This window comes from Streptomyces sp. NBC_01016, assembly GCF_026341035.1.
Lineage (GTDB): Bacteria > Actinomycetota > Actinomycetes > Streptomycetales > Streptomycetaceae > Streptomyces.
This window is the reverse complement of the sequence record NZ_JAPEOQ010000001.1, coordinates 3,797,906-3,822,646: the sequence shown is the minus strand read 5'-3', so window position 1 is coordinate 3,822,646 and position 24,741 is coordinate 3,797,906. Positions and strand designations below refer to the sequence as shown.

Sequence of the window (24,741 nt, the reverse complement as noted above, 5' to 3'; positions counted from 1 at the left end):
ACGGCCCCGACGCACACCCCGCCGCTCCCGGCAGGGCAAGGCGGCGGGCGGGGGTCCGGCGTCCCTCGCCCGCCGCCGTCCTAGTCGCCCGCGCCGGGCAGTGCGCCCGCGTCGGACGTGGGGTTGAGTTCCTTCAGGCGGACCTTGCGGAAGGACACCTGGTCGGAGTCGCCGTGGTTCTGCAGACCGATGTAGCCGTCGGTCAGGCTCCGCTCGGGGTCCTTGTTGGTGAAGTCGTTGACCTCGACTCCGTTGAGGAACACCTGGAGGCGCTCTCCCCGCACCTTGATCTCGTACGAGTTCCACTGCCCCGGCGGCTTCAGGGCCTTGTCGCGGGCCGCGAGGTCGGCGGACTGGAAGGAGTAGATCGCGCCGGTGGTGCGGTCGGGTGCGTCGGTGGCGTCGATCTGGATCTCGTAGCCCTTGTCCACGGCCGACCAGGGGTCGTCGGAGGCCGGGAAGCCCACGAAGACACCGGAGTTGTCGTCGCCGGTCATCTTCCAGTCGAGCTTCAGGGAGTACGACCTCAGCTGCTTGGCCTGGTACCAGAGCAGGCCCATGCCGCCTTGGGAGTTGAGGGTCCCGTTCGTGGAATCCACGGTGAAGCCGCCGGGCCCCGCCTGTTTCCAGCCGTCGAGCGTCTCGCCGTTGAAGATGTTCCGGTAGCCGGTGTTCGGGCGGCAGTTGGCCGCGACCTTCCCGGTGGCGTACTGCAGGCCGCCGCGCAGATGGCCGCGGAACGCGGGGTCGGCGTAGGACTCCTTGGTGTGTCCGAGGCCGGTGTAGAAGGCGCGGCCGCCGCCGTAGTTCTGGCACCAGGCGATCGGGTGATCGCCGTTCATGGTGCCCCCTGTATAGGTCGTCTCGTCGAGCGAGGCGAGTACATGAACAGGCCGGTCCTTGTCGCGCGGGTTGGAGCGGTAGTTGTACCACTCGTCGGTGCGCTGCCAGGCGTCCGGCAGGCCGCGGGTCGCCGGATGGTGGTGGTCCTCGACGCGGACGGTGGCCGGCTGGATCGCCGGATGCCCCTGGAACCAGGCGCCGACGAGGCCGCCGTAGTAGCTCCAGTTGTACTCGGTGTCGGCGGCGGCGTGCACGCCCAGGTAGCCGCCGCCCTTGGCGACGTAGCCCTCGAACGCCTTCTGTTGGGTGGCGTCGAGCACGTCGCCGGTGGTGGAGAGGAAGACGACGGCCTTGTACCGGGCGAGGTTGGCCGGGGTGAAGGCGGTCGCGTCCTCGGTGGTGTCGACGGCGAGGCGGTCGGCGGCGCCGAGTTCCTTCAGGGCCGCGATGCCTTCGGGGATGGAGTCGTGCCGGAACCCGGCGGTCTTGGAGAACACCAGGACCCGGTCCCGGGCCCCGGCCACCTCGGCGCCCTGGGGCGCCGAGGTGGCCGGGGCGGTGAGGCCGCCGATGAGCAGGGCGGCAGCGGCCGTCGCGAGGCCGATGCGTACAGAGGTGCGCATGCTGTCCTGCTCCTCTCAGCTCGTGGTGAAGGTGAAGTCGTCGATCTCGAACAGGGAGCCGCCCGAGCCCTTGAAGACCAGGTAGAGCGTGGTGCTCTTGGTGGGCGGATAGCTGATGGCGGTGGTGACGTCGGTGTACGTCTCCCACGAGCCGGTCGGTGCGACCTTGGCCTTGCCGATGACCTTGCCGGTCGCCGAGCCGGTGCGGATCTCGAGGGTGCCGCCGGCCCCGGCCGAGGCGACGCGCGCCTTCAGGGACTTGGCGTTCCCGATCGCGTAGGGCTTGAAGGAGATCCAGTCGCCGTTGTCGATGGTGCCGACGGCCTTGCCGCCGTTGGCCGTGTCGTGGCTGACGACCGACACACCCTTGGAGTCGCCGTAGTGCTCGGCCTGGCGGTGCTTCTGCTGGGTGACGTGCTGGTCGTGCGTGGTCAGCGCCGGCTGGCCGTTGGCGCCCTTGTCGGTGTACTCGGCGTCGAAGACACCGAAGACGTTGGCGTTCGGGTCGTGCTCACTGTCGGCGCTGGTCTGGATGGTGCCGGAGCAGCCGGTGGCCGAGGTGATCGGGTGGCCGTGGCTGTCGTGGCCGAGGATGTGGGTGACCTTGACCTTGGCGCAGTCGATGGCCCCGTCCTCGGGGTCGGTGACCTTCACCTTGAAGGGGACCTTGTCGCCGAAGGTGAACAGCTGGCCGTCGGCGGGCAGTTGCAGGGTCACCTTGGGCGCGGTGTTGCCGACGACGAGGTGCACGTCGGCGCTGCCGGTGCGGCCGGTGGAGTCCTTGGCGGTCACGGTCGCGGTGTACGTGCCGTTCTTCTTGTAGGTGTGGCTGGGCGAGGCGCCGGTGCCCGTGGTGCCGTCGCCGAAGTTCCAGGAGTACGTGAGCGCGTCACCGTCGGCGTCCGAGGCCGTGGAGGTGAACCGCGCCTTCAGGGGCGCCTGGCCGGACGTCTTGTCGGCCTTGGCGTCGATGGTCGGCGAGTGTCCTTCGGTGGCGTTCTCGATGCGGTACAGGGCGGAGTTCTCGTCGCCGCCGAACCAGGAGAGGCCGTAGTCGAGGACGTACAGCGCGCCGTCGGGGCCGAAGGCCATGTCCATCACCTGGGTGCCGGTCCAGGGGAACGGGTTGATCGAGGTGACCTTGCCGTCGCCGTCCTGCTCGATGCGCTTGATCCACTGCCGGCCGAACTCGCCGGCGAAGAAGTCGCCGTCGTACGCCTCGGGGAACTTCACCGGGGAGGTGTTGGCGGCGTCGTAGCGGTAGACGGGGCCGGCCATCGGGGACTCGGAGCCGGAGCCGAACTCCGGGAGGGAGCCGCCGTCGTACGGGATCCACGCGGTCTGCGCGGGCGGCAGGTCGGTGAGGCCGGTGTTGTGCGGCGAGGTGTTCTTCGGCGCCGCGCAGTCGAACTTCGCACCGGAGGTGCTCGTCGCGAAGTCGTAGTCCACGTAGGCGTCGTTGTTGCCGGTGCAGTACGGCCAGCCGAAGTTCCCCGCCTTCGTCACGCGGGCGAACTCGACCTGGCCCGCGGGGCCGCGGCCCGGGTCGGCGGTGCCCGCGTCGGGCCCGTAGTCGCCGACGTAGACGGTGCCGGTGGGCTTGTCGACGCTCATCCGGAACGGATTGCGGAAGCCCATCGCGTAGATCTCGGGGCGCGTCTTGTCGGTGCCGGGCGCGAACAGGTTGCCGTCGGGGACGGTGTACGAGCCGTCGGCCGCGACCTTGACGCGGAGGATCTTGCCGCGCAGGTCGTTGGTGTTGCCTGCCGAACGCTGGGCGTCGTAGGCCGGGTTGCGGGTGCCGCGCTCGTCGATGGGCGAGTAGCCGTCGGAGGCGAACGGGTTGGAGTCGTCGCCCGTCGACAGGTACAGGTTGCCGTCCTTGTCGAAGTCGATGTCGCCGCCGACGTGGCAGCAGATGCCGCGCGAGGTCGCGACGTCGAGGACCTTCTTCTCCGAGTCCTTGTTCAGCGTGCCGTCGGTGTCGAGCGTGAACCGCGAGAGCCGGTTGTAGCCGTCGAAGGGGGCGAAGTCGGCGGCGGTGCCGTCGTTGGGGGCGTCGCCCGCCGGGGTGTTCAGCGGGGGCGCGTAGTAGAGATAGATCGCGCGGTTCTCGCTGAAGTTCGGGTCGACGCCGACGCCCTGGAGGCCCTCTTCGTCGTGGGTGTAGACGTCGAGTTTGCCGGCGACCTTGGTGGTGCCGTTCTCGTCGGTCAGGCGCAGCACGCCGTCGCGCGAGGTGTGCAGGACCTTGCGGTCCGGCAGGACGGCCAGCGACATCGGCTCGCCGACCTCCTCCGCGCCCTTGGCGAGGGTGACCTGCTGGAAGTCCTCGGCCGCGATCTTCTCGTCGGCGGGCGCTGGTGCCGCGGCCGCCGAGAAGGTGAGCGAGGCCGCGGCGAGCAGGGTGCCGGTGAGCAGGGCGAGTGCGTTGCGCGTTCTCAGGCGTTTCCTGTGCACGGGTTCCTCCGGACAGAGGGGCGGGTCGTGCGATACGCCGGGGCGCGCCGTCGCCCCGGAGGGATCTGTGCCGTGAGTGCCTTGTGTGTGCCGTGCGTACGTTCGAGGGAGGACGCTAGCTGCGTTTGTCCGGCTCGAACAGACCTTGTACGGCTAAGAGTTGAGCTTTTTCCTACTTCAGGACAAAGCCGGTTTCGGGCGTGCCGGACCGGCCGCGCGACCATCGGACCGGGTCGCGCGGCCGCGGCCTCCGCCTCAGCTGTTGAACGCGGCGTCGAAGGACGCCGTGGGCGGCTCGTAGTCGAACGCCTTCAGGCGGGTCAGCGCCTCGGGGGCGCCCTGGAGGCGGTCCATGCCCGCGTCCTCCCACTCCACCGAGATCGGCCCGGAGTAGTCGATGGAGCGCAGCATGCGGAACACGTCCTCCCAGGGGACGTCCCCGTGCCCGGCGGACACGAAGTCCCAGCCGCGGCGGGGGTCTCCCCACGGGAGGTGGGAGCCGAGGCGGCCGTTGCGGCCGTCGAGGCGCTTGCGGGCCTCCTTGCAGTCGACGTGGAGAATGCGGTCGCGGAAGTCGTAGAGGAAGCCGACCGGGTCGAGGTCCTGCCACACGAAGTGGGAGGGGTCGAAGTTCAGGCCGAAGGCCCGGCGGTGGTCGACTGCCTCCAGGGCGCGGTGCGTTGTCCAGTAGTCGTACGCGATCTCGCTCGGGTGGACCTCGTGGGCGAAGCGGACGCCCTCGGCGTCGAACACGTCGAGGATGGGGTTCCAGCGTTCGGCGAAGTCCTCGTAGCCGCGCTCGATCATCGACTCGGGCGCGGGCGGGAACATGGCGACGAGATGCCAGATCGCCGATCCGGTGAAGCCGATGACGGTGTCGACGCCGAAGGCTGCGGCCGCGCGGGCGGTGTCCTTGATCTCGGCGGCGGCCCGCTGGCGGACGCCCTCGGCCTCGCCGTGCCCCCAGATGCGGGCGGGCAGGATCGCCTCGTGGCGCTCGTCGATGATGGCGTCGCAGACGGCCTGGCCGACCAGGTGGTTGGAGATGGCCCAGCACTTGAGGCCGTACTTGTCGAGCAGGGCGTGGCGTCCCTTGACGTAATCGGGGTCATCGAGGGCCTTGTCGACCTCGAAGTGGTCGCCCCAGCAGGCGAGTTCGAGTCCGTCGTAGCCGGCGTCGCGGGCGATGCGGCACACGTCTTCGAGCGGCAGGTCGGCCCACTGACCGGTGAAGAGGGTGAACGGGCGGGGCATGGATGTGCTCCTCTCGGGTCGGGGGCTCTCAGGCCGGGATCGGGGTGTAGACGGAGTTCTTGGCCGCGCTCTCCTCGACCGCGGCGAGGACGCGCTGCACCTGGAGCCCGTCGGCGAACGACGGCCGGGGCTGGGCCCCTTCGGCGATGGCGGTGACGAGATCGCGGGCCTGGTGGGTGAACGTGTGCTCGTAGCCGAGGCCGTGTCCCGGCGGCCACCAGGCCTCCAGGTAGGGGTGTCCCGGCTCGGTGGCGAGGATCCGCCGGAAGCCGGCGCGTTCGGCGGGTTCGGTGTGGTCGTGGAAGGACAGTTCGTTGAGGCGTTCCAGGTCGAAGGCCAACGAGCCGTGGGAGCCGTTGAGTTCGATGGTCAGCGCGTTCTTGCGGCCGGTCGCGAACCGGGTGGCCTCGAAGGAGGCGAGGGCGCCGGAAGCGAACCGGCCGGTGAACAGGGCCGCGTCGTCGACGGTGACGGGCCCGGTGCCGGCGTCGCCGCCCCCGGCCCCGGAGAGGCCGGAGGACGCCCCGTCCAGGAGCGGGCGTTCGCGGACGAAGGTCTCGGTGAGCGCGGAGACGCCGGTCACGAGCTCGCCCGCGAGGTACTGGGCGAGGTCCACGGCGTGCGCTCCGAGGTCGCCGAGCGCGCCGGAGCCCGCGTGCGGTTTCTGCAGCCGCCAGGTGAGCGGGAACGCCGGGTCGGCGAGCCAGTCCTGGAGGTAGTGGGCGCGGACGTGGCGCAGGGTGCCGATGCGCCCGTCGGCGACCATGCGGCGGGCGAGCGCGATGGCCGGGACGCGTCGATAATTGAAGCCGACCATCGCCAACTGGCCGTTGGTGGCGGCCCGTTCGGCGGCTTCCGCCATCACCTCCGCCTCCTCAACCGAGTTGGCGAGCGGCTTCTCGCACAGCACGTGCTTGCCGGCCTCCAGGGCGGCGACGGCGATCTCGGCGTGGCTGTCGCCGGGGGTGCAGATGTCGACCAGGTCGACGTCGTCCCGGGCGATCAGCGCCCGCCAGTCGGTCTCGGCGGCGGCCCAGCCGAGCCGGGCGGCCGCGGCGCGCACCCCCGAGGCGTCGCGGCCGCAGATCGCGGCGAGTCGGGGCGTGAGCGGCAGGTCGAAGACGTGGCCCACGGTGCGCCAGCCCTGTGAGTGGGCGGCGCCCATGAAGGCGTACCCGACCATGCCGACACCCAGGACGGGCCGTCCGTCGTTCCCGTCGCCCGGCTCCCCGTTCGCGTCCGTGCCGCCCGTGCTGCCCGTGCTTGCCATGCAGAAGTCCTCCTCGTCCGCGCGGTGTTCCCTGCCACTCCGGTCGTACGGGCGGGGCTCACTTGAAGCCGGTGGGCATGTACTGGTCGACGTTCTTCTTGTCGACGACGGCCGAGTACAGGGTCAGGTGGGCGGGAATCTCGAACTCGGCCATGCCACTGATGCCCTTGCCCTGGCCGAGCGCGCGGGCCAGGTCGATCGCGGAGGCGGCCATGGTCGGCGGGTACAGGACGGTGGCCTTCAGCACGCCCCGGTCCTGCTTGATCTCCTCGAACGCGGAGAGCGCACCCGCGCCGCCGACCATCAGGAAGTCGTCGCGCCCTGCCTGCTTGATGGCGCGCAGGGCGCCGACACCCTGGTCGTCGTCGTGGTTCCACAGGGCGTCGAAGTTCTTCTGCGCCTGCAGGAGTTGGGCCATCTTGGCCTGCCCCGACTCGACCGTGAACTCGGCGGCCTGCCGGGCCACCTTCTTGATGTTGGGGTAGTTCTTCAGGGCGGCGTCGAAGCCCTCGGTGCGCTGTTTGGTGAGTTCGAGGTTGTCGAGCCCGGCGAGCTCGACGACCTTCGCGTTCTTCTTGTCCTTGAGCTGCTCGCCGATGTAGTGACCGGCGCTCAGGCCCATGCCGTAGTTGTCGCCGCCGATCCAACACCGGTACGCCTGCGGGGTGTTGAAGATGCGGTCCAGGTTCACGACGGGGATGCCGGCGCGCATCGCCTTCAGGCCCACCTGGGTCAGCGCCTTGCCGTCGGCGGGCAGCACGACGAGGACGTCGACCTTCTTGTTGATGAGGGTCTCGACCTGGCCGATCTGCGCGGCCGTGTCATTGGAGCCCTCGGTGGTCTCCAGGGTGACGTCCGCGTACTTCTTGGCGCGTTCCTTGGCGTTGTCGTTGATGGCGTTGAGCCAGCCGTGGTCGGCCTGCGGCCCCGCGAAGCCGATGGTGACCTGCTTGCCCTTCTTGTCGTCGGCGACCGGCTGGTCGTCGGTCTTCTTGTCGTCGCTCTTGTCACTTGGCTCGTTGCTGGTGCAGGCGGTGAGCAGTCCGCCCGCGGTGACGGCCGCGGCCGCGCCGAAGATCAGTCCCCGGCGGCTCGTTGTCTCTGGCATGGCGTGTCCCTTTCCGCGTTTCAATGGGAAGTGCTGGCCGTGCGCCGCTGCACCAGGACCGCCACGACGATGATGGCGCCCTTGGCGATCTGCTGGACGTCGCTCTGCAGGTTGTTCAGCGCGAAGATGTTCTGGATCGTGGTGAAGATCAGGACGCCGAGGACGGAGCCGACGATGGTGCCTCGGCCGCCGGTGAGCAGGGTGCCGCCGATGATGGCGGCGGCGATGGCGTCGAGTTCGTAGAGGTTGCCGTTGGTGTTCTGGCCGGAGCCGGAGAGCACGATCAGCAGGAAGGCCGCGATGCCGCAGCACAGGCCGGAGAGCAGATACAGATAGAGGCGCTGGCGGCGCACGTCGATACCGGCGAGGCGGGCGGCCTCCGCGTTGCCGCCGACGGCGACGGTGCGGCGGCCGAAGGTGGTCCGGTTGAGGACCAGCCAGCCGATCACGGTGACCGCGACGAACACCATCACGAGCGGCGGGATCCCGAGGACGTACGAGTCGCGCTCGCCGAGCTTCAACACCCCTGGCACGGTGACCATTTGGGTCTTGCCGTCGGTGATCTGGAGGGCGAGGCCACGGCCCGAGGCGAGCATCGCGAGCGTGGCGATGAACGGGACCATGCCGCCGTACGCGATCAGCACCCCGTTGACGAGGCCGCAGCCGACGCCGACGAGGATCGCCGTGAACAGGACGCCGGCGAAGCCGTACTCCTGGGTGGCCACGGTGGTGGACCAGACACCGGCGAGGGCGACGATCGCGCCGACGGAGAGGTCGATCCCGCCGGAGATGATCACAAAGGTCATGCCGACGGTGACGACACCGATGACGGAGGCCTGGGTGAGGACGAGTTGGAGGTTGTCCGTGTCCAGGAAGGAGTCCGGCTGGGTGATGCCGCCGATCACGACCAGGGCGGCGAGGACGCCGAGGAGCGAGAGCGTACGGACGTCCAGACGCAGGACGCGGGGGTGTTTCGCGGCGGGGTCCGACTTGGGGGCCGCTGGACTTGTGGTGGATGCGGGCTGTGACACGGCGCCCTCTCCCTTCGACAGTGCCGGCAGTGCGGGCTGGGTGGGCGGCGTGGGCCCGGTGGGGCTCATCGCGCGCCCTCGATGACCAGGTCGAGGACCGCGTGTTCGTCCAGGTCGGTGGCCGGGGACTCGTGGATCACCCGGCCCTCCCTGAGGACCAGGACCCGGTCGGCGAGACCGAGCACCTCGGGGACCTCGCTGGAGACGAGGAGCACGGCGAGCCCCTCGTCGGCGAGGCGGCGGATCACGGCGTACAGCTCGGCGCGGGCGCCGACGTCGACGCCGCGGGTCGGCTCGTCGAGCAGCAGCACCCGGCAGCCGCGCAGCAGCCAGCGGGCGAGCACGGCCTTCTGCTGGTTGCCACCGGAGAGTGTGCGCACCAGTACGGATGGGTCCGCGGGGCTCAGGGACAGTTCGCGGGTGGCGCCGCGGGCGGCCTCGCGCTCCCGACCCCGGTCCATCCAACCCCCGTACGAGAAGCGGGACATGGAGGAGACGGACACGTTGCGGGTGACCGATTCGAGCATCAGCAGGGCCTGCGCCTTGCGTTCCTCAGGGGCGAGCCCGAGTCCGGCCCGGACGGCGGCGCGGACACTTCCGGTACGCAACGCCCTTCCGCCGACCTGGATCTGACCGGCCGTCGGTTTACGGGCTCCGTAGATCGTCTCCAGGATCTCGGAGCGCCCGGAGCCCACGAGTCCGGCGAGGCCGACGATCTCGCCGGGGCGGATGTCGAGGTCGAACGGCGCGAACTCCCCGTCACGGGTGAGGCCTTGGACCTTCAGGACGGGGTCCGTGTGCGGCCCGCTGTTGGGCCGGTCCGGGAAAACGTACTCGACGTTGCGGCCCGTCATCAGGGAGATGATGTCGCGGGTCGGGGTCTGCTCGGCGGGCAGTCCCACGGCCACGGCGCGGCCGTCCTTGAGGACGGTGACGCGGTCGCCGATGCGGCGGATCTCCTCCAGGCGGTGGGAGATGTAGACGACGGCGACGCCCTCGGCGGTCAGGTCGCCGACGATCCTGAAGAGGTTCTCGACCTCGTCGGGGTCGAGCGCCGCGGACGGCTCGTCCATGACCATGAGCCGTACGTCGTGGGAGAGCGCGCGGGCCATGGAGACGATCTGCTGGTGGGCGGCGGACAGGTCGCCGACGAGGCGTTCGGGGTCGATCTCCGGGTGGCCGAGCCGCCGGAGCAGCGCGGCCGTCTCGGTGCGGGCCGCGCGTCCGCGCACGACGAATCCGCCGGCGGTCGGCTCGTGCCCGAGGAACACGTTCTCGGCCACGGACAGGGCCTCCACCAGGTCGAGTTCCTGGTAGATGGTGGCGATGCCGAGGCGCATCGCGGCGATCGGCGAGCGCAGCGCGACCTGGTCGCCGTGCCAGGTGATGACGCCGTCGTCGGGCTGGTGCGCCCCGGCGAGGACCTTGATCAGCGTCGATTTCCCGGCGCCGTTCTGGCCGAGCAGACAGTGCACCTCCCCGGCCTGGACCTCCAGGTCGACGCCGTCCAGGGCGCGCACGCCGGGGAACGACTTGGTGATGCCGGACATGGTGAGCAGCGGTGGTGCGGAGGCCGTATCGGGTCCCATGACGGTTCCCCTCGGGGCGGGTGCGGACCGGTTTCAGGGCAAAAAGGGCAGGGCGGGGCTGAGCGCCGTACAGGGTGTGCGTGGAACAAGGTGAACAGGGTGTGCAAGGAACAGGGTGTGCGTGGAGCAGCGTGGAAGAGCTGGGCTTACGCGGGTGAGAACAGGTGATCGCTGATCAGTCGGGCGCCGCCGGTCACTCCGGCGGTGGGCCCCAACTCCCCTAGAACGATGGGGAGGTTGCCGGTCGCCAGGGGGAGCGACTGACGGTAGACCTGGGTGCGCAGGGCGGCCAGCAAGGTGTGGCCGAGTCCGGTGACACCGCCGCCGATGACGACGAGCCCCGGGTTGAAGAAGCTGACGAGGGACGCAATGACCTGCCCGGTGCGGTTGCCGCCCTCACGGATCAGGTCGAGGCAGGTGGCGTCGCCGGCCGCGGCGGCCGCGGCGACATCGGCGGCGTCGAGCCGGCCCGCGCTCTCCAGACGGGCGGCGAGCTCCGGGGAGCGCCCCTCTCGGGCGGCGGCCTCCGCGTCACGCGCGAGCGCGGCGCCGCTGAAGTGTGCTTCCAGGCAGCCCTTGTTGCCGCAGGCGCACTGCCGGCCGTCCTGCTCGACGCGGATGTGCCCGATGTCGCCGGCCGACCCTGTGGTGCCTCGGTGGACCTCGCCGCCGACGACGATGCCGCAGCCGATGCCGGTGCCGATCTTGACGCAGAGGAAGTCGCGGGCCTGCCGGGCGACGCCCGCGTGCTGCTCCCCCATCGCCATCAGGTTCACGTCGTTGTCGACCATGACGGGGCAGCCCAGTTCCTGGCTGAGCGCCTCGCGGACCGGGAAGCCGTCCCAGCCGGGCATGATCGGCGGTGCGACGGGGACACCCTCGGGGAACCGCACGGGACCCGGCACGCCGATGCCCGCGCCGTCGAAGCCCTCGGCGAGCCCGGACGCCTTCAACTTGGCTGCCATGGCGAGGACTTGTTCGAAGACCGCGACCGGGCCCTCGCGTACGTCCATGGGCTGGGCGATGTGGCCGAGGATCTCCAGCTCGGCGTTGGTGACGGCGACGTCGACCGAGGTCGCGCCGATGTCCACGCCGAGGAAGCGGAGCGAGGGGGCGAGCCGGACGTTGTGGGAGCGGCGGCCGCCGCGCGAGGCGGCGAGTCCGTCGGCGACCACGAGTCCGGTCTCCAGGAGCCGGTCCACCTCCACGGCGAGCCGCGACCGCGACAGTTCCACCTGATCGCCCAGCTGGGCGCGGGAGTTGGGACCTTCGTCGCGCAGCAGTCGCAGCAGTCGCGCCTGGTGCGCGTTGGCGGGTCGAGCCGTCATGCGTCTCACGTGCCCCTCCCCGCCGCTTCGGGCCTCTTCGGGTGGTGGTGCCGTGCGCTCGCGTTCGTCTTTCGATGGGGAACGTAGCAGCGCCCACCCGGCGCGGGAAGAAGTTGCGCGGGAATTGCCCCTGACTTTCTCCGGCCGCAGGACAAAGCCCGCTGCGCCGCCCGGTTATGCCCTCGGCGCCCGATCACGCCCTCGGCGCCCGATCACGCCCTCGGCGCCCGATCACACCCTCGGCGCCCGATCACACCCTCGGCGCCCGATCACGCCCTCGGCGCCCGATCACGCCCTCGGCGTCCGATCACACCCTCGGCGCCCGGTCACGCTCTCGCCGCCCGGTCACGCTCTCGCCGCCCGGTCACGCCTTCGGCGCCCGCCACAGCGTCATGTCGGCGGTGAGGAAGCTGATGCCCGGCTTGTCCCACAGGGCGGTCGACTTCGTCTGCACAACGAGCAGAGCGATGTCCCCGGCGGAGTTCCTGACGCAGATCTCGCTGCCGCCCGCGGCTGCGGCCAGCGGCAGTCGGTGGCTCTTCTGGCCGGTGACGGCGAGGCTGCAGGTGTCGTGGTCGGCGCCCGGCTTGTCGTAGAGGAGTGTGAAGACGCTGGTGTCGCTCTCCAGTGCGCAGCCGACCTGTTTGCAGACGAAGCGGATGTCGCCCTTGCCGCCGGTCTTGCGCGCGTCCGGGTCCCGGGTGCTGAGCGAGTACTTCTCGTCCAGCCAACGTTGGGCGTAGGCCTCGGCCCGCGGCGTCCCATCGGCGTCCCCCGAAGGCCCCGCGGTCCCGTCCCCCGCCGCCTTCTGCTCATCGGCGCCGACGCCCTGCGCGGACTCCGCCGCGGCCGACGCGGACGGGCGGCCTGCCCCCTCGGCCGATTCCCCGCCCGATGTACCCGACGTGTCCGCAGTGCCCGAGGCGGTCACTCCCGCCCCGGCGGCGCCCCGGTCCCGGGTCCCACCCATGCCGTCGGTGACGACCCATGCGAGGCCTGCCGCCAGGGCCACGCCCGCGGTCACCGCGGCGGTGACGAGCGCGGTCCTGCGCCGCCGGGCGCGCCGCTCTTGTGGCGTCACGGGCCGCTCGGGCGGCGGGGCGAACACCTGCGCGGGGTGCGGCAACGTAAGGGCGCCCGGCTCCGCCACGGTCGCCGGGACGGTGACGGCGTCAACCGCCCGGACAGTGGCGGCGTCGGCCGCCGGGTCCGGCACGGTGGCCAGCGGCGGCGCCGGGACCGGGGCGTTCGACCCGGCGAACTCCCGCCACACCGCGGGGCTCGCGCCGCCGCCCAGGCTCCGCCGGCACCACGCGACGAGCTCCTCCGGCGTGGCCCGGTGCTCGGGCCGTGCCTGGAGGCAGCGGTCGAGGATCGGCCGCAACTCCTCGGGCAGCACGGAGAGATCGGGTCTCTCGTGCACGATCCGGTAGAGCACGCCGACCGACTGGCCCTCCCCGTACAGCGGCGCGCCGAGAGCCGCGAACGCCGCGGTCTGCCCCAGCGCGAACACATCGGTCGCCGGGCCCACTTGTCCCGCCACGGCCTGCTCCGGCGCCATGAACTGGGGCGTGCCGACGGCGGATCCGGTGACCGTGCTCGACGTCAGGTCGGCGGCGACGGAGATGCCGAAGTCGATGACCCGCGGCCCGTCCGCGGCGAGCAGGACGTTCGACGGCTTGAGGTCCCGGTGCACGATGCCCACGCCGTGGATGGCCTGCAACGCCTCGGCCACCGCGGCCATCAGCCACAGCACCGCGGGCACCGGGAGCGGTCCGTGTCGGGCCACCGCCGCCGCGAGGGACGGGCCGGGCACGTAGAGCGTGGCCAGCCAGGGCGGTGCCGCCTCTGCGTCGGCGTCGATCAGCTCGGCGGTGTAGGCGCCCCGTACCCGCCGGGCCGCCTTGATCTCCCGGGCGAACCGCCGCCGGAACGCGGGATCGTCGGCCAGTTCGGGTCGCACCACCTTCAGGGCGACCGGCCGGCCTCCCCTGGTGTGCGACAGATAGACCCGGCCCATGCCGCCCGCGCCGAGCCGGGCCGCCAGGCGGTATCCGCCCACCGTCACCGGATCGTCCGCCCGCAGCGGCTGGAACACTTCGTGCACGCCGTCCACCGGTACTGGCCCCCACGCCTTCACCCCATGCCGCCGGCCCCCTGACCCACGGTCCCCGCGAGCAGCCTAGACGCAGGTGGGTTGGGGCCGGATCACCGGGAACGGCGAACTGCCGCCGCTGTCAGGCCTCGTCGGGGTGGTGATACGTCTCCAGGGAGTCAGGCCTCGTCGCGGTGGTGGTACGTCTCGCGGGTGTGCTCGGTGTGCGTCCGCATCACCGCCGTGGCCTTCGCCTCGTCGCGCGCGGAGATCGCGGCGATCAGCTGGCGGTGCTCGATCCAGGACTGCTCGCCGCGCTGCCGGGCGACGGGCTGGTAGTACCAGCGGACGCGGCGGTCGACCTGGCCCGCGAGTTCGCCGAGGACCACATTGCCCGCGAGTTCCATGACCTTGGCGTGGAACTCCGCGTTGGTGGCGACGACCAGATCCACGTCCCCGTCGGCGACGGCCTGCTCGCCCTTGGCGCAGAGCGCCTCGAGCTCGCCGATGCCGGTCTTGCCCGCGTTGGCCGCCGCGAGCCGGGCGGCCTCGGCCTCCAACAGCGTACGGACACTGAGGAGTTGGTCGGCCTCCTCCTCGGTCGGCTCGTGCACGAACGCGCCCTGCGCGGGGCGCAGGTCCACCCAGCCCTCGGTGTTCAGCCGCTGCAGCGCCTCGCGCACCGGCTGGCGGGAGACCCCGAGGTGACCGGCGAGTTCGCTCTCGACCAGGTGCTGGCCGGGCTGCAGCGCCCGCGTCGTGATCAGTTCGAGCAGCGCCTCGTAGACCCGCTCGCGCAGCGGTCCGGGGCGCTCCAGCTTGGGCACCGCCCCCTGCGGCAGTCCTGTGGACAACATCGCGGTCCCCCTCCTGGGCTTCGAACATCCGGCAGGCCGGCTCCGACGATTGCCGGATTGGCTTTGGAATACAGTTTACCGAGCGCAATCGCCACGGCTAGGGCAAGTTGACCTCGTCACACTCTGCATGCCGGATGTACGCGAGCGGGTCACGGGCAGCGGATCACCTGGCCCGCGTACGAGAGGTTGCCGCCGAAGCCGAAGAGCAACGCGGGCGCCCCGCTGACCAGTTCGCCGCGCTCGACGAGCTTCGAGAGGGCGATCGGCACGCTCGCGGCCGAGGTGTTGCCGGAGTCGACGACGTCCCGGGCGATGACCGCGTTGACGGCGCCGATCTTCTCCGCGAGGGGCTCGATGATGCGCAGGTTGGCCTGGTGGAGGACGACCGCGGCGAGGTCCGCCGGGGCGAGTCCCGCCTTCGCGCAGGCCTCGCGGGCCAGTGGCGGCAGCGAGCGGGTGGCCCAGCGGTAGACGGACTGGCCCTCCTGGGCGAAGCGGGCGGGCTCGCCCTCGATGCGTACGGCGTCGCCCATCTCGGGGACCGAGCCCCACAGGACCGGGCCGATCCCCGGCTCCTCGCCCTCGGCGCAGGGCTCGACGACCACGGCGCCCGCCCCGTCCCCGACCAGGACGCACGTCGAGCGGTCCGTCCAGTCGGTGACGGCGGACATCTTGTCGGCGCCGATGACCAGGGCGCGCGTCGCGGCCCCGGCGCGCAGCGTGTGGTCGGCGGTGGCGAGGGCGTGCGTGAAGCCCGCGCACACCACGTTCAGGTCGAGCGCGGCCGGTGACGGGACGCCCAGGCGGTGGGCGACGCGGGCCGCCATGTTCGGCGAGCGGTCCACGGCCGTGGAGGTCGCGACGACGACCAGGTCGATCTCGTCCGCGGCCAGGCCCGCCGCGGCCAGCGCCTTGGCGGCGGCGTGCGCGGCGAGCTCGTCGACCGGTTCGTCGGGGCCCGCGATGTGCCGGGTGCGGATGCCGACGCGACTGCGGATCCACTCGTCATTGGTGTCGACCATGCCCGCCAGTTCCCCGTTGGTGAGGATTTTGGCGGGCTGGTGGTGCCCGATGCCGACAATGCGCGAACCGACCATGGAGGCCCCCTCGTGAGCTGCGGATCCTCCAGTCTGGTCAGCGACTCACGAGTAACCGGATGCGGCCAGTGACAGGAAAGTGCCGTTTCACTTGGAGAGTTCTGCTGGAGTCGCGGAGAGTTCCGATGGAGCCGCCGGGCCGGTCACGGAGATTCACCCGGTGAACAGCTGTGTGGCTTTTTGCACCAGTTCGTACACTCCGTACGCGAGCGGCAGCCCGACCCACAGCCAGGCAAAGGCGATCAGTCCGCGCCGCTCAGGCGCGCTCCTTGCGGTCTCCGGCGGCGGTGTCGATGTCATCTGCGGGCTCCCTGGGGGCGGGGACTACGTGGTGGCGGGCGTGCACGGGACGTACCAGTTCATTGGCGACGAAGCCGACGACCAGCAGGCCGATCATGATCATGAGCGAGAGGCCGTACAGACCGGCGCCGTGCTTGCCCGCGCTCTCCTGGCTGTCGGCGACCCGGTTGACGATGAGCGGGCCGAGGACGCCCGCGGTGGACCAGGCGGTGAGCAGCCGGCCGTGGATGGCGCCGACCTGGTACGTGCCGAAGAGGTCCTTCAGGTACGCGGGGATCGTCGCGAAGCCGCCTCCGTAGAAGGAGAGGATCACGAGGGCGCACAGCACGAAGAGGGGCTTCGACGAGTCGCCCCACAGGACGATGAACAGGTACATCAGGGCGCCCACGCCGAGGTAGACGCGGTAGATGTTCTTGCGGCCGATCAGGTCGGAGGTGGAGGACCAGCCGATGCGGCCCGCCATGTTCGCCGCGGAGAGCAGCGCCACGAAGCCCGCGGCCGCGGAGACGGACACCGGGGTGCTGGTGTCGGAGAAGAAGTCCGTGATCATCGGCGCGGCCTTCTCCAGGATGCCGATGCCCGCGGTCACGTTCATGGTCAGGACGACCCACAGGCACCAGAACTGGGGCGTGCGGATCGCCTGTTTCGCGGAGACCTGCGGGCCGCTCACGACGGCCTCTTCGCTGCGCCCACCCTGCTGGACTTGCGGCCGAGGCACCCGGATGAGCAGCACGCCGAGCGTCATGAACACCGCGTACGCGAGCCCGTGGACGAGGAACGCGAACGCGATGCCGTCGTTGTCCGCGCCGAAGGACTCCAGCATCTGGGCGCTCCACGGGGACGCGATGAGCGCGCCGCCGCCGAAGCCCATGATCGCGATGCCGGTGGCCATGCCGGGCCGGTCGGGGAACCACTTGATCAGCGTGGAGACCGGCGAGATGTAACCGATGCCGAGGCCGATGCCGCCGACGAAGCCGTAGCCGAACACGATCAGCCAGTACTGCTCGGTGGCGGCGCCCAGCGAGGAGATCAGGAAGCCGGAGGAGAAGCAGACGAGCGCGACGGTCATCGCCCAGCGCGGCCCGTTGCGCTCGACGAGCGTGCCGCCGAAGGCGGCCGACAGGCCGAGCATCACGATGGCGAGTTGGAACGGCAGCGCGCTCTGCGTGCCGCTCAGCCCCAGCGCCGACTCCAGGGGCGGTTTGAAGACGCTCCAGGCGTAGGCCTGGCCGATGGAGAGATGGACGGAGAGCGCGGCGGGGGGAACGAGCCAGCGGCTCCAGCCGGCCGGCGCGACGGGGGGCCTCATGATCCCGAACGTAAGGGAGTGACAAGGGAGTTGGGAAGCCCTTTCGGCCTCCCCCTTGTCGACGAACCCGACCGCTTCCATACTGTAGGCAATATCCCGTCGCGCCGGGGACGGAGGTCGGCGACGACCGCGTGCCACCGGTGCAGGAGAATGGGTGCCATGGGACGAGTCACGGAACGACGCAAGGTGATCCGGATACGGGACGGGCACGTCTCCACGCGACCCGACACCCTGGTCGCCGAGGAACCGCTGGAGATCCGGCTGAACGGCAAGCCGCTCGCCATCACCATGCGCACCCCCGGCGACGACTTCCCGCTCGCGGCCGGCTTCCTGGTCAGCGAGGGCGTCCTGGGCACCGCCGACGACCTGCAGAACATCGTGTACTGCGCGGGCGCCACGGAGGACGGCAGCAATACGTACAACGTGGTCGACGTGCGGACCACGCCGGGCGTCGAGCTGCCCGACATCACCCTGGAGCGCAACGTCTACACGACCTCGTCGTGCGGACTGTGCGGCAAGGCGAGCCTCGACGCGGTGCGCACCACGGCCCGGTTCCCGATCGCCGACACTCCCCCGGTCCGGATCACACCCGAGCTGCTCGCCTCGCTCCCCGACCGGCTGCGTGAGGCCCAGCGCGTCTTCGACCGGACCGGGGGGCTGCACGCGGCGGCGCTCTTCGACGAGGAAGGTCGACTCGTCGACATCCGGGAGGACGTGGGGCGGCACAACGCGGTCGACAAGCTCGTCGGCCGGGCCCTGCAGAACGGGGAGCTGCCGCTGTCCCGCTCGATCCTGATGGTCTCGGGCCGCGCCTCGTTCGAGCTGGCGCAGAAGGCGGTGATGGCGGGCATCCCCATGCTCGCGGCGGTGTCGGCACCCTCGTCCCTCGCGGTGGACCTCGCGGCCGAGACGGGCCTGACCCTGGTCGGCTTCCTGCGGGGCAGTTCCATGAACGTGTACGCAGGTGAGGAGCGGATCGCCCTGGAGACGGCGGTCGCACACGGCTGACCCGGCGGCCCCTTTCAGTCCTCCGCGTTTCGGTGGTCCTCCGCTTTTCCGTCCTCTGCGGCGGGCACGCCCGACACTCTCCGCAGCATGTCCATGAACCGATCCCGCTCCCGTGCCGAAAGCGGGGCGAGGAGCTCGGCGTTCGCGGCGCGCGCCGCTGCCGCGCAGGTGTCGACGAGGCGGACGCCCTCGGCCGTGATCGTGACCGCGTTCTTGCGCCGGTCCCTGCGGCCTTGGGGTCGAGCCCGACACGCGGCAGCCCGACCGAGCGGCCCAACGACATCCGACAGTACGCGGAGGTGGTCACGTCCATGCGTCGTGTCCGGTACGAGCACAGCGGCGGGCCCGAGGTCCTGTTCCTGGAGGAGGCGCCCGTCCCCGCGCCGGGCCCCGGCGAACTCCTCGTGCGCGCCGAGGCGGTCGGGGTCACGCTGCCCGTCGTCCGCAAGGTCCGCGAGGCGCCCGAGCCGATCGCGCTCGGCGGCGAGATCGCGGGCGAGGTGGTCGCGCTCGGCGAGGGCGTGACCGGATACGCGACCGGGGACCGGGTCACTGGTCTCGTCTTCGGCCACGGCTACGCCGACTACGCGCTGCTGCACACCGCGATGGCCTCGCCGGTGCCGGACGGCGCGAGCGCGGTCGACGCGGTGGCGCTCGTGCGCAGCGGGCTCGTCGCGTACGGGGCGCTGCACGCGGCGCGTCCCGAGCCGGGCGATTCCGCGCTGGTGACCGCGGCGGCGAGCGGGGCGGGCCATCTCGCCCTGCAGCTGGCCGGGTTGAGGGGCGCGCGGCGGGTCGTGGCCGCGGTCTCCGACGCCGGCAAGGCCGACTTCGTGCGCACGCTCGGGGCCGACGACGTGGTGACGTACGACGCCGGGTCCTGGGGCGAGCCCGTCGACTATGTGCTCGACGCGGTCGGCGGCGCGCTGCTGAAGCCGGCCGTGGCCGCGCTCGCGCCGCACGGCCGGCTCGTGGCGTACAGCTCGGGCGGCGGCACCGTGGAGGCGTACGACCTGCTGGTGGGCGCGAAGTCGGTGATCGGCTTCCAGATGGCGCTCATCGCGCGGGGACGGCCGCAGACGTACGAGCGGTGGCGTACGGAGCTGTGGGAGCTGTTTCTGACGGGCGCTCTGAAGCCGGTGGTTCACGGGGAGTTCGCGCTGGAGGACGCGGCGCGGGCCCATGCCGTGATCGAGGGTCGGGCCAACCTCGGGAAGGTCGTACTCGTCCCCTGACGTGCGGTCGCTGTCGCGCACTGTCGCGGTCCTTGTGGGGCCCGGGACGCCCAAGTAGCGTCTGTGCCGCACATGTTGGACGTTGGACATTGGACGTCGGATGTCCGGTTCTCCGGACGACCCGAAGGGTGGGCCGCGCCATGCACAGAAGATCCGTCCGTACTGGTCCGAGATCCCTGGTGGTGGCGGCGCTCGCGGTCGCCGCCGCACTCCCGGCACAGGCCTCCGCGCAGGCGGCGCCGAAGCCCCAACCTCCCTTCGAACAGCAGGTGTTGTTCAAGCCGGGACAGGATCCCGGGTACGCCTGCTACCGGATCCCGTCCGTCGTGAAGACGGTGCGCGGCACCCTCCTCGCCTTCGCCGAGGGGCGCAGGAACGACTGCTCCGACGCGGGCGACATCGACATCGTCGTCAAGCGGTCGGAGGACGGCGGCCGCACCTGGTCGCCGCTCCAGGTCGTCAACGAGGGCGCGGGCGACACCCATGGCAACCCCTCGCCGATCGTGGACCGCAGGACCGGCCGCGTCCTGCTGGCGGAGACGTACAACACGGGCCGCACGGACGGCAAGAACTGCGACGTGCCGTGCGACCGGACCCCGCACATGCAGCACAGCGACGACGACGGCCGCACATGGTCGACGCCGCGCGACCTGAGCGACGAGCTGCTGCCCGACGACTTCAACTCCTGGTACGCGACCGGCCCCTCGCACGGCATCCAGCTGACGCGGGGACACCACTGCGGCCGCCTCGTCTTCGCCGTCAACGCCGAGACGTGGAACGGCAGTCGAGTCTCGGCGAACCACGCCGCCCTCATGGTCAGCGACGACGGCGGCGACCACTGGCGGGTCGGGGCGAAGGACTCCTGGCCGATCGCCGACGACAGCACGTTCCGGCAGAAGCCCTCCGAGATGGCGCTCGCCGAGCTGCCCGACGGCACGGTCCACGTCAGCGGGCGCGAGCAGGACGGCAGCGACCTCGGACACCGCACGCAGGCCGTCAGCCGGGACGGCGGCGACTCCTTCGCCCGCCCGTTCGCGGCGCTCCCGGACCTCTACGCGCCACAGGTCCAGGGCTCGACCCTGCCCGTGGGCAAGGACGGCGACCGGCTGCTGCTCGCCTGCCCCGGCGACCCCGACCGGCGGCGGACCATGATGATCCGCTCCTCGTACGACGGCGGACGCACCTGGGAGAGCTTCGACCGGGGCACCGTCGTGACCACGGACTGGTCGGGCTACTCGGACCTGGTGCAGGCCGACCGCGGGCACGTGGGGCTGCTGTACGAGGGCGGGGCCGTGGACGCCCGCGACGAGATCCGCTTCGCCCGGTTCACGCTCGACTGGCTGAAGGACCGGCGCGGCCCCGACCCGACGACGGACGACCGGGCGCCGGGGGCGCGCGACGCGGCCGTGCTCGGCGGCCCCACCGCAACCGACGGGCCTACCGGGCGGGCACTCTCCTTCGACGGCACGGACGACGCGGTCCGCCTCTACAGCGACCGACTACGCCTGGGCACAAGGGAGTTCAGCGTCTCCCTGTGGTTCCGCTACAGCGCGACGAGCGGTGAGCAGCCACTGCTCTCACTGGGCGGCACCGGGGCCTCGCAGCCCCAGGTGACCCTGCGCGCCGAGCCCGCCGCCGACCGGATCACCGGCCTGATCACCGCCCGGGACGGGGCCGCGACCCCCAGCACAGTGACGGTGCAGTCCGCGTCCGCGTACAACGACGGCAACTGGCACCGGATCCAACTCCGGCGCGCGGACGGACGATTGACCCTCTCCGTCGACGACGCGCAGGTCGCCGCAGCCGCCGACGTCCCCGGATCGGTGAGCCGGAACTCTCCGTTCGGCGCCCACATCGGCCAACGCATGGACAGCCGGGCGTACTTCACCGGATCCATCGACGACGTCCGGGTCACCTCCGGCGGGGACGACGTGCTGTGGCTGCCGCTGGACCGGATCGGATCCGGCGTCGCGGACGGTTCGTGAGCCGGCACCACGAGGTTCACGTGACGGGGCTCCACTCCGGACCCTGCGGGCTCCCGTTCGAAGGGCGGGCTTGATTGTGGACCAACCGCACCGCGCACATTAACGTCGCCTCGCATGCGGGGTCATGAGCGGGAGTCGACGCGGCGCAGCCGACGGGGGCCGTGGATCGCCCTGCTCGCCGCGCTCGTCCTCATACTGATCACGCTCGTCGCCCTCCCCGACCGGGAGGGCGACGAGCGTTGCGGGCCCCGTGGTGTCACCTCGTGGTCCGCGGACACCCGGCTCACCGGCGAGTTCGCCCGCTACGGCGACGACGCCGAGCGGGTCGACGACTGGACCGGTGGCGACGGCACGCACTCCGTGCGGCTGCCGGACGGGCGGTTGCTGTGGCTGTTCTCCGACACGTATCTGGGCGCCGTGAACCGGCCCCCGAACCCGGCAGGGCAGTCGCATCCCTGGCGGACCGCCGACGCGCCCTTCGTCCGTAACTCCGCGGTGGTGACGGACCGCTCGGGACGCCTGGACCGGACGCTCGCGGCGCCACTGTTCCCGGACACCGCCGCGGGCGAGTGGCGCTGGCCGGTCGCGGCGCGCGTCGAGGAGAGCGGTGGCGAGAAGGTCGTACGGGTGCTGCTGTGGACGCGGGCCAAGGGCGCGGGGCCGTACGTCTACGGGGTGCCGAACGCGACCGAGGTGGCCACCCTGTCGCTGCCGGACCTACGCCTCGAAGGCATCACCCAGGTCCTCGACCAGCGGCAGGTCGGGGATCCGGCGCGGCGCGTGCTGTACGGGACGACGGCCGTGGATCACCAGGGCTGGACGTACGTCTTCGGGGCCGACGACGGGGAGAAGGCCGTGCATCGCGCGTACGTGGCGCGAGTCCCGGTCGGCCGGTTCAGCTCCCCCGAGGCGTGGCGGTACTGGGACGGCGAGCGGTGGGGCACGCGCGCCGCGCCGGTCCTGGGCGACGGCAAACAGCGCGGCGTGGGCACCGCCTTCACGGTGGTGCGGGACGCGGGCACGTACGTCCTGTTCACGACGGCGGCGGGCGCGGAGGGGCTGACGAAGGTCACCTCGTACTGGGCCTGTTCGCCGTCCGGGCCCTGGCACGGCCCCGCGAAGGCCTTCACGCCGCCGCTCCCCCGCGATGCCCGCGATGCCCGCGACGGTGCGACGCCCTCGCGCACGGCGGCGTACAACCCGCAGGCGCACCCGGCGCTGAGCGGCGGCGGCCGGCTCGTCCTGAGCTATGACGTCAACTGGCTGGACGCCGCGCCCGCCGCCGCACAGGCCGAGCTCAGCCGGAACGTGTCGCTGTACCGACCGCGGTTCGTGTCTCTTCGACTCGGCCCTCTGCGGGAGCGGTGACCTCCGGCGGAGCCGTGTCGTCGGCGTCCCTCGAGCGGCGCTTCGCGATGACCGCGCACACCATCAGCTGCATCTGGTGGAAGAGCATCAGCGGCAGCACGGCGAGCGAGGCGTGCGCGCCGAACAGCACGCTCGCCATGGGGAGTCCCGAGGCGAGGGACTTCTTCGAGCCCGCGAACTGGATGGCGACGCGGTCGCCGCGGTTGAAGCCGAGTGCCTTCGCGCCGTACCAGGTGACCGCCAGCATGATCGCGAGCAGCACCGCCTCCACGACCAGGAGTCCGGCGAGGCGGACCGCGCTGACCTGGTGCCAGATGCCCTGCACCATGCCCTCGCTGAACGCGGTGTAGACGACGAGCAGGATCGAGCCGCGGTCGACGTAGCCGAGGATCTTCTTGTGGCGGGCGATGAAACCGCCGACCCAGCGGCGCAGCAACTGGCCCGCGAGGAACGGCACCAGGAGCTGCAGCACGATCTTGACGAGCGAGTCGGCGGAGAAGCCGCCTCCGCTGTTGCCGAGCAGCCCCGCCGCGAGCAGCGGCGTGAGGACGATGCCGGCGAGCGACGAGAAGGAGCCCGCGCAGATCGCCGCCGGGACGTTGCCGCGCGCGATCGAGGTGAACGCGATCGACGACTGGATCGTCGACGGGACGAGGGTGAGGAAGAGGAGGCCCTCGAAGAGGTTCTGCGGCAGCAGTACGGGGACCAGACCGCGGGCGGCGAGGCCGAGCAGCGGGAACACGATGAACGTACAGGCGAGGACGGTGACGTGGAGCCGCCAGTGGCGCAGTCCGTCCATCGCCTCACGGGTCGACAGGCGCGCCCCGTAGAGGAAGAAGAGGAAGGCGACGGCTGCTGTGGAGGCGCCGGATGCGACGTCGGCGGCGGCCCCTCGGGCCGGGAGCAGTGCGGCGAGGCCCACTGTTGCGATCAACGCCAGGATGTACGGGTCGATCGGCATCCAGCTCGGCCAGGTCAGGCGTTTCATTGGATCCTTGCTCTCGGTTCAGGTCGTGCCCTCTCCATCGTCCACCTCCGGGCCGTGATCGGGAATCCTGCATACCGCTCTGACTGTGATCGCGTCGCGTGATGAGCGGGGGTACGGTTCGTGGCATGTACGACCCCGGACAGCTCAGGACCCTGCTCGCCGTCGCACAGACGCTGAGCTTCACTCAGGCCGCGCGCCGCCTCGGCCTGCGGCAATCGACGGTGAGCCAGCATGTGCGGCGCCTGGAGGACGCGACCGGGCGCACGTTGTTCACGCGCGATACGCACTCCGTGGAGCTGACGGAGGACGGGGAGGCGATGCTCGGATTCGCCCGGCGGATTCTGGAGGTGCACGAGCAGGCGGCGTCGTTCTTCACGGGGACGCGGCTGCGCGGCCGGCTCAGGTTCGGCGCGTCGGAGGACTTCGTGGTGACCCGGCTGCCCGAGATCCTGGAGTCGTTCCGGGCCGAACACCCCGAGGTGGACCTGGAGTTGACGGTCGAGCTGTCGGGGACGCTGCACGCCCAGCTGGACGCGGGGAAGCTCGATCTGGTGCTCGCGAAGCGGCGCCCCGAGGATCCGCGCGGCGAGTCGGTGTGGCACGACCGGCTGGTGTGGATCGGCTCGGAGCGGCTCCGCATCGACCAGGACCGGCCCGTCCCGCTGATCGTCTACCCGCCGCCGGGGATCTCGCGCGCCCTGGCCCTTGAGGCGCTGGAGCGGCACGGACGGGCGTGGCGGATCGCCTGCACGAGCGGCTCGCTGAACGGTCTCGTCGCGGCGGCGCGGGCCGGGCTCGGCGTGATGGCCCACTCGCGCGGCCTCATTCCGCCGGGCCTCGTGCGGGTGTCGGACCGGGTGGGACTTCCGGAGCTGGGCGAGGTCGACTTCGTGGTGCGCAGCGCGGCCCGGGACGAGAGCGAGCCCGCGCGGGCGCTCGCGCAGGCGGTCCTGGCGGGCGGGGACCGGCTGCATCGGAGTGCGCGTTAGGCGT

At 71.3% G+C, this 24,741-nt stretch carries 19 protein-coding genes; 5 read left to right on the top strand and 14 right to left on the bottom strand.

The window, feature by feature from the left end; translation table 11 throughout:
- Positions 1 to 80: 80 nt before the first annotated feature.
- From OG746_RS17265 to OG746_RS17210, 13 genes are all read right to left on the bottom strand, one after another.
- The gene (locus OG746_RS17265) at positions 81 to 1,466 is read right to left on the bottom strand and encodes a ThuA domain-containing protein (protein ID WP_266715504.1); all 1,386 of its coding nucleotides are present in this window, start codon (positions 1,464 to 1,466) and stop codon (positions 81 to 83) included.
- 15 nt (positions 1,467 to 1,481) lie between these two features.
- A complete protein-coding gene (locus OG746_RS17260; RefSeq protein ID WP_266715503.1) occupies positions 1,482 to 3,926 on the bottom strand; it encodes a PQQ-dependent sugar dehydrogenase in 2,445 nt (814 codons plus the stop codon).
- Between the two features lie 255 nt (positions 3,927 to 4,181).
- Positions 4,182 to 5,180, bottom strand: coding sequence for a sugar phosphate isomerase/epimerase family protein (locus OG746_RS17255; RefSeq protein WP_266715502.1), 999 nt, complete (start codon positions 5,178 to 5,180; stop codon positions 4,182 to 4,184).
- A 28-nt stretch (positions 5,181 to 5,208) separates the two neighbouring features.
- Positions 5,209 to 6,363 carry a Gfo/Idh/MocA family protein gene (locus OG746_RS17250; RefSeq protein ID WP_266719011.1) on the bottom strand — a complete coding sequence of 385 codons (1,155 nt, stop codon included), beginning with the start codon at positions 6,361 to 6,363 and terminating at the stop codon, positions 5,209 to 5,211.
- A 145-nt stretch (positions 6,364 to 6,508) separates the two neighbouring features.
- Positions 6,509 to 7,558 carry a substrate-binding domain-containing protein gene (locus tag OG746_RS17245; RefSeq protein ID WP_266715501.1) on the bottom strand — a complete coding sequence of 350 codons (1,050 nt, stop codon included), beginning with the start codon at positions 7,556 to 7,558 and terminating at the stop codon, positions 6,509 to 6,511.
- 20 nt (positions 7,559 to 7,578) lie between these two features.
- On the bottom strand, positions 7,579 to 8,658 hold the full coding sequence (locus tag OG746_RS17240) for an ABC transporter permease (protein WP_524540418.1): 1,080 nt from the start codon (positions 8,656 to 8,658) through the stop codon (positions 7,579 to 7,581).
- On the bottom strand, positions 8,655 to 10,139 hold the full coding sequence (locus OG746_RS17235) for a sugar ABC transporter ATP-binding protein (RefSeq protein ID WP_266719009.1): 1,485 nt from the start codon (positions 10,137 to 10,139) through the stop codon (positions 8,655 to 8,657). The genes OG746_RS17240 and OG746_RS17235 overlap by 4 nt, the downstream gene beginning before the upstream one ends.
- A gap of 185 nt (positions 10,140 to 10,324) precedes the next feature.
- A complete protein-coding gene (locus OG746_RS17230) occupies positions 10,325 to 11,506 on the bottom strand; it encodes an ROK family transcriptional regulator (protein WP_266715499.1) in 1,182 nt (393 codons plus the stop codon).
- Positions 11,507 to 11,870: 364 nt separating this feature from the next.
- A complete protein-coding gene (locus tag OG746_RS17225; RefSeq protein ID WP_266715498.1) occupies positions 11,871 to 13,622 on the bottom strand; it encodes a serine/threonine-protein kinase in 1,752 nt (583 codons plus the stop codon).
- Between the two features lie 158 nt (positions 13,623 to 13,780).
- Complete coding sequence (locus tag OG746_RS17220) at positions 13,781 to 14,458, bottom strand: GntR family transcriptional regulator (protein ID WP_266715497.1); 678 nt, start codon at positions 14,456 to 14,458, stop codon at positions 13,781 to 13,783.
- Positions 14,459 to 14,607: 149 nt separating this feature from the next.
- Positions 14,608 to 15,555 carry a beta-ketoacyl-ACP synthase III gene (locus tag OG746_RS17215; protein ID WP_266715496.1) on the bottom strand — a complete coding sequence of 316 codons (948 nt, stop codon included), beginning with the start codon at positions 15,553 to 15,555 and terminating at the stop codon, positions 14,608 to 14,610.
- A gap of 153 nt (positions 15,556 to 15,708) precedes the next feature.
- Positions 15,709 to 15,855 (bottom strand): MFS transporter small subunit, encoded by a 147-nt coding sequence (locus OG746_RS45625; protein WP_327660694.1) that lies wholly within the window; start codon positions 15,853 to 15,855, stop codon positions 15,709 to 15,711.
- A complete protein-coding gene (locus tag OG746_RS17210) occupies positions 15,812 to 17,164 on the bottom strand; it encodes an L-lactate MFS transporter (RefSeq protein WP_266715495.1) in 1,353 nt (450 codons plus the stop codon). Before OG746_RS17210 ends, OG746_RS45625 begins: the two co-directional genes overlap by 44 nt.
- A 159-nt stretch (positions 17,165 to 17,323) precedes the next feature.
- Between OG746_RS17210 and fdhD the strand changes: the two genes are divergently transcribed.
- From fdhD to OG746_RS17185, 4 genes are all read left to right on the top strand, one after another.
- Positions 17,324 to 18,172: a formate dehydrogenase accessory sulfurtransferase FdhD gene (fdhD, locus tag OG746_RS17205; protein WP_266715494.1), complete on the top strand. Its 849-nt coding sequence runs from the start codon at positions 17,324 to 17,326 to the stop codon at positions 18,170 to 18,172.
- Positions 18,173 to 18,483: 311 nt separating this feature from the next.
- Complete coding sequence (locus tag OG746_RS17195; protein WP_266715493.1) at positions 18,484 to 19,407, top strand: quinone oxidoreductase family protein; 924 nt, start codon at positions 18,484 to 18,486, stop codon at positions 19,405 to 19,407.
- A gap of 140 nt (positions 19,408 to 19,547) precedes the next feature.
- Positions 19,548 to 21,392, top strand: coding sequence for an exo-alpha-sialidase (locus tag OG746_RS17190; RefSeq protein ID WP_266715492.1), 1,845 nt, complete (start codon positions 19,548 to 19,550; stop codon positions 21,390 to 21,392).
- 114 nt (positions 21,393 to 21,506) lie between these two features.
- Positions 21,507 to 22,760, top strand: coding sequence for a DUF5005 domain-containing protein (locus OG746_RS17185; RefSeq protein WP_266715491.1), 1,254 nt, complete (start codon positions 21,507 to 21,509; stop codon positions 22,758 to 22,760).
- Here the strand turns inward: OG746_RS17185 and OG746_RS17180 are convergent.
- Positions 22,690 to 23,748 (bottom strand): bile acid:sodium symporter family protein, encoded by a 1,059-nt coding sequence (locus OG746_RS17180; protein ID WP_266715490.1) that lies wholly within the window; start codon positions 23,746 to 23,748, stop codon positions 22,690 to 22,692. The genes OG746_RS17185 and OG746_RS17180 overlap by 71 nt on opposite strands.
- 125 nt (positions 23,749 to 23,873) lie before the next feature.
- Between OG746_RS17180 and OG746_RS17175 the strand changes: the two genes are divergently transcribed.
- Positions 23,874 to 24,737 (top strand): LysR substrate-binding domain-containing protein, encoded by an 864-nt coding sequence (locus OG746_RS17175; protein ID WP_266715489.1) that lies wholly within the window; start codon positions 23,874 to 23,876, stop codon positions 24,735 to 24,737.
- Positions 24,738 to 24,741: the final 4 nt, after the last annotated feature.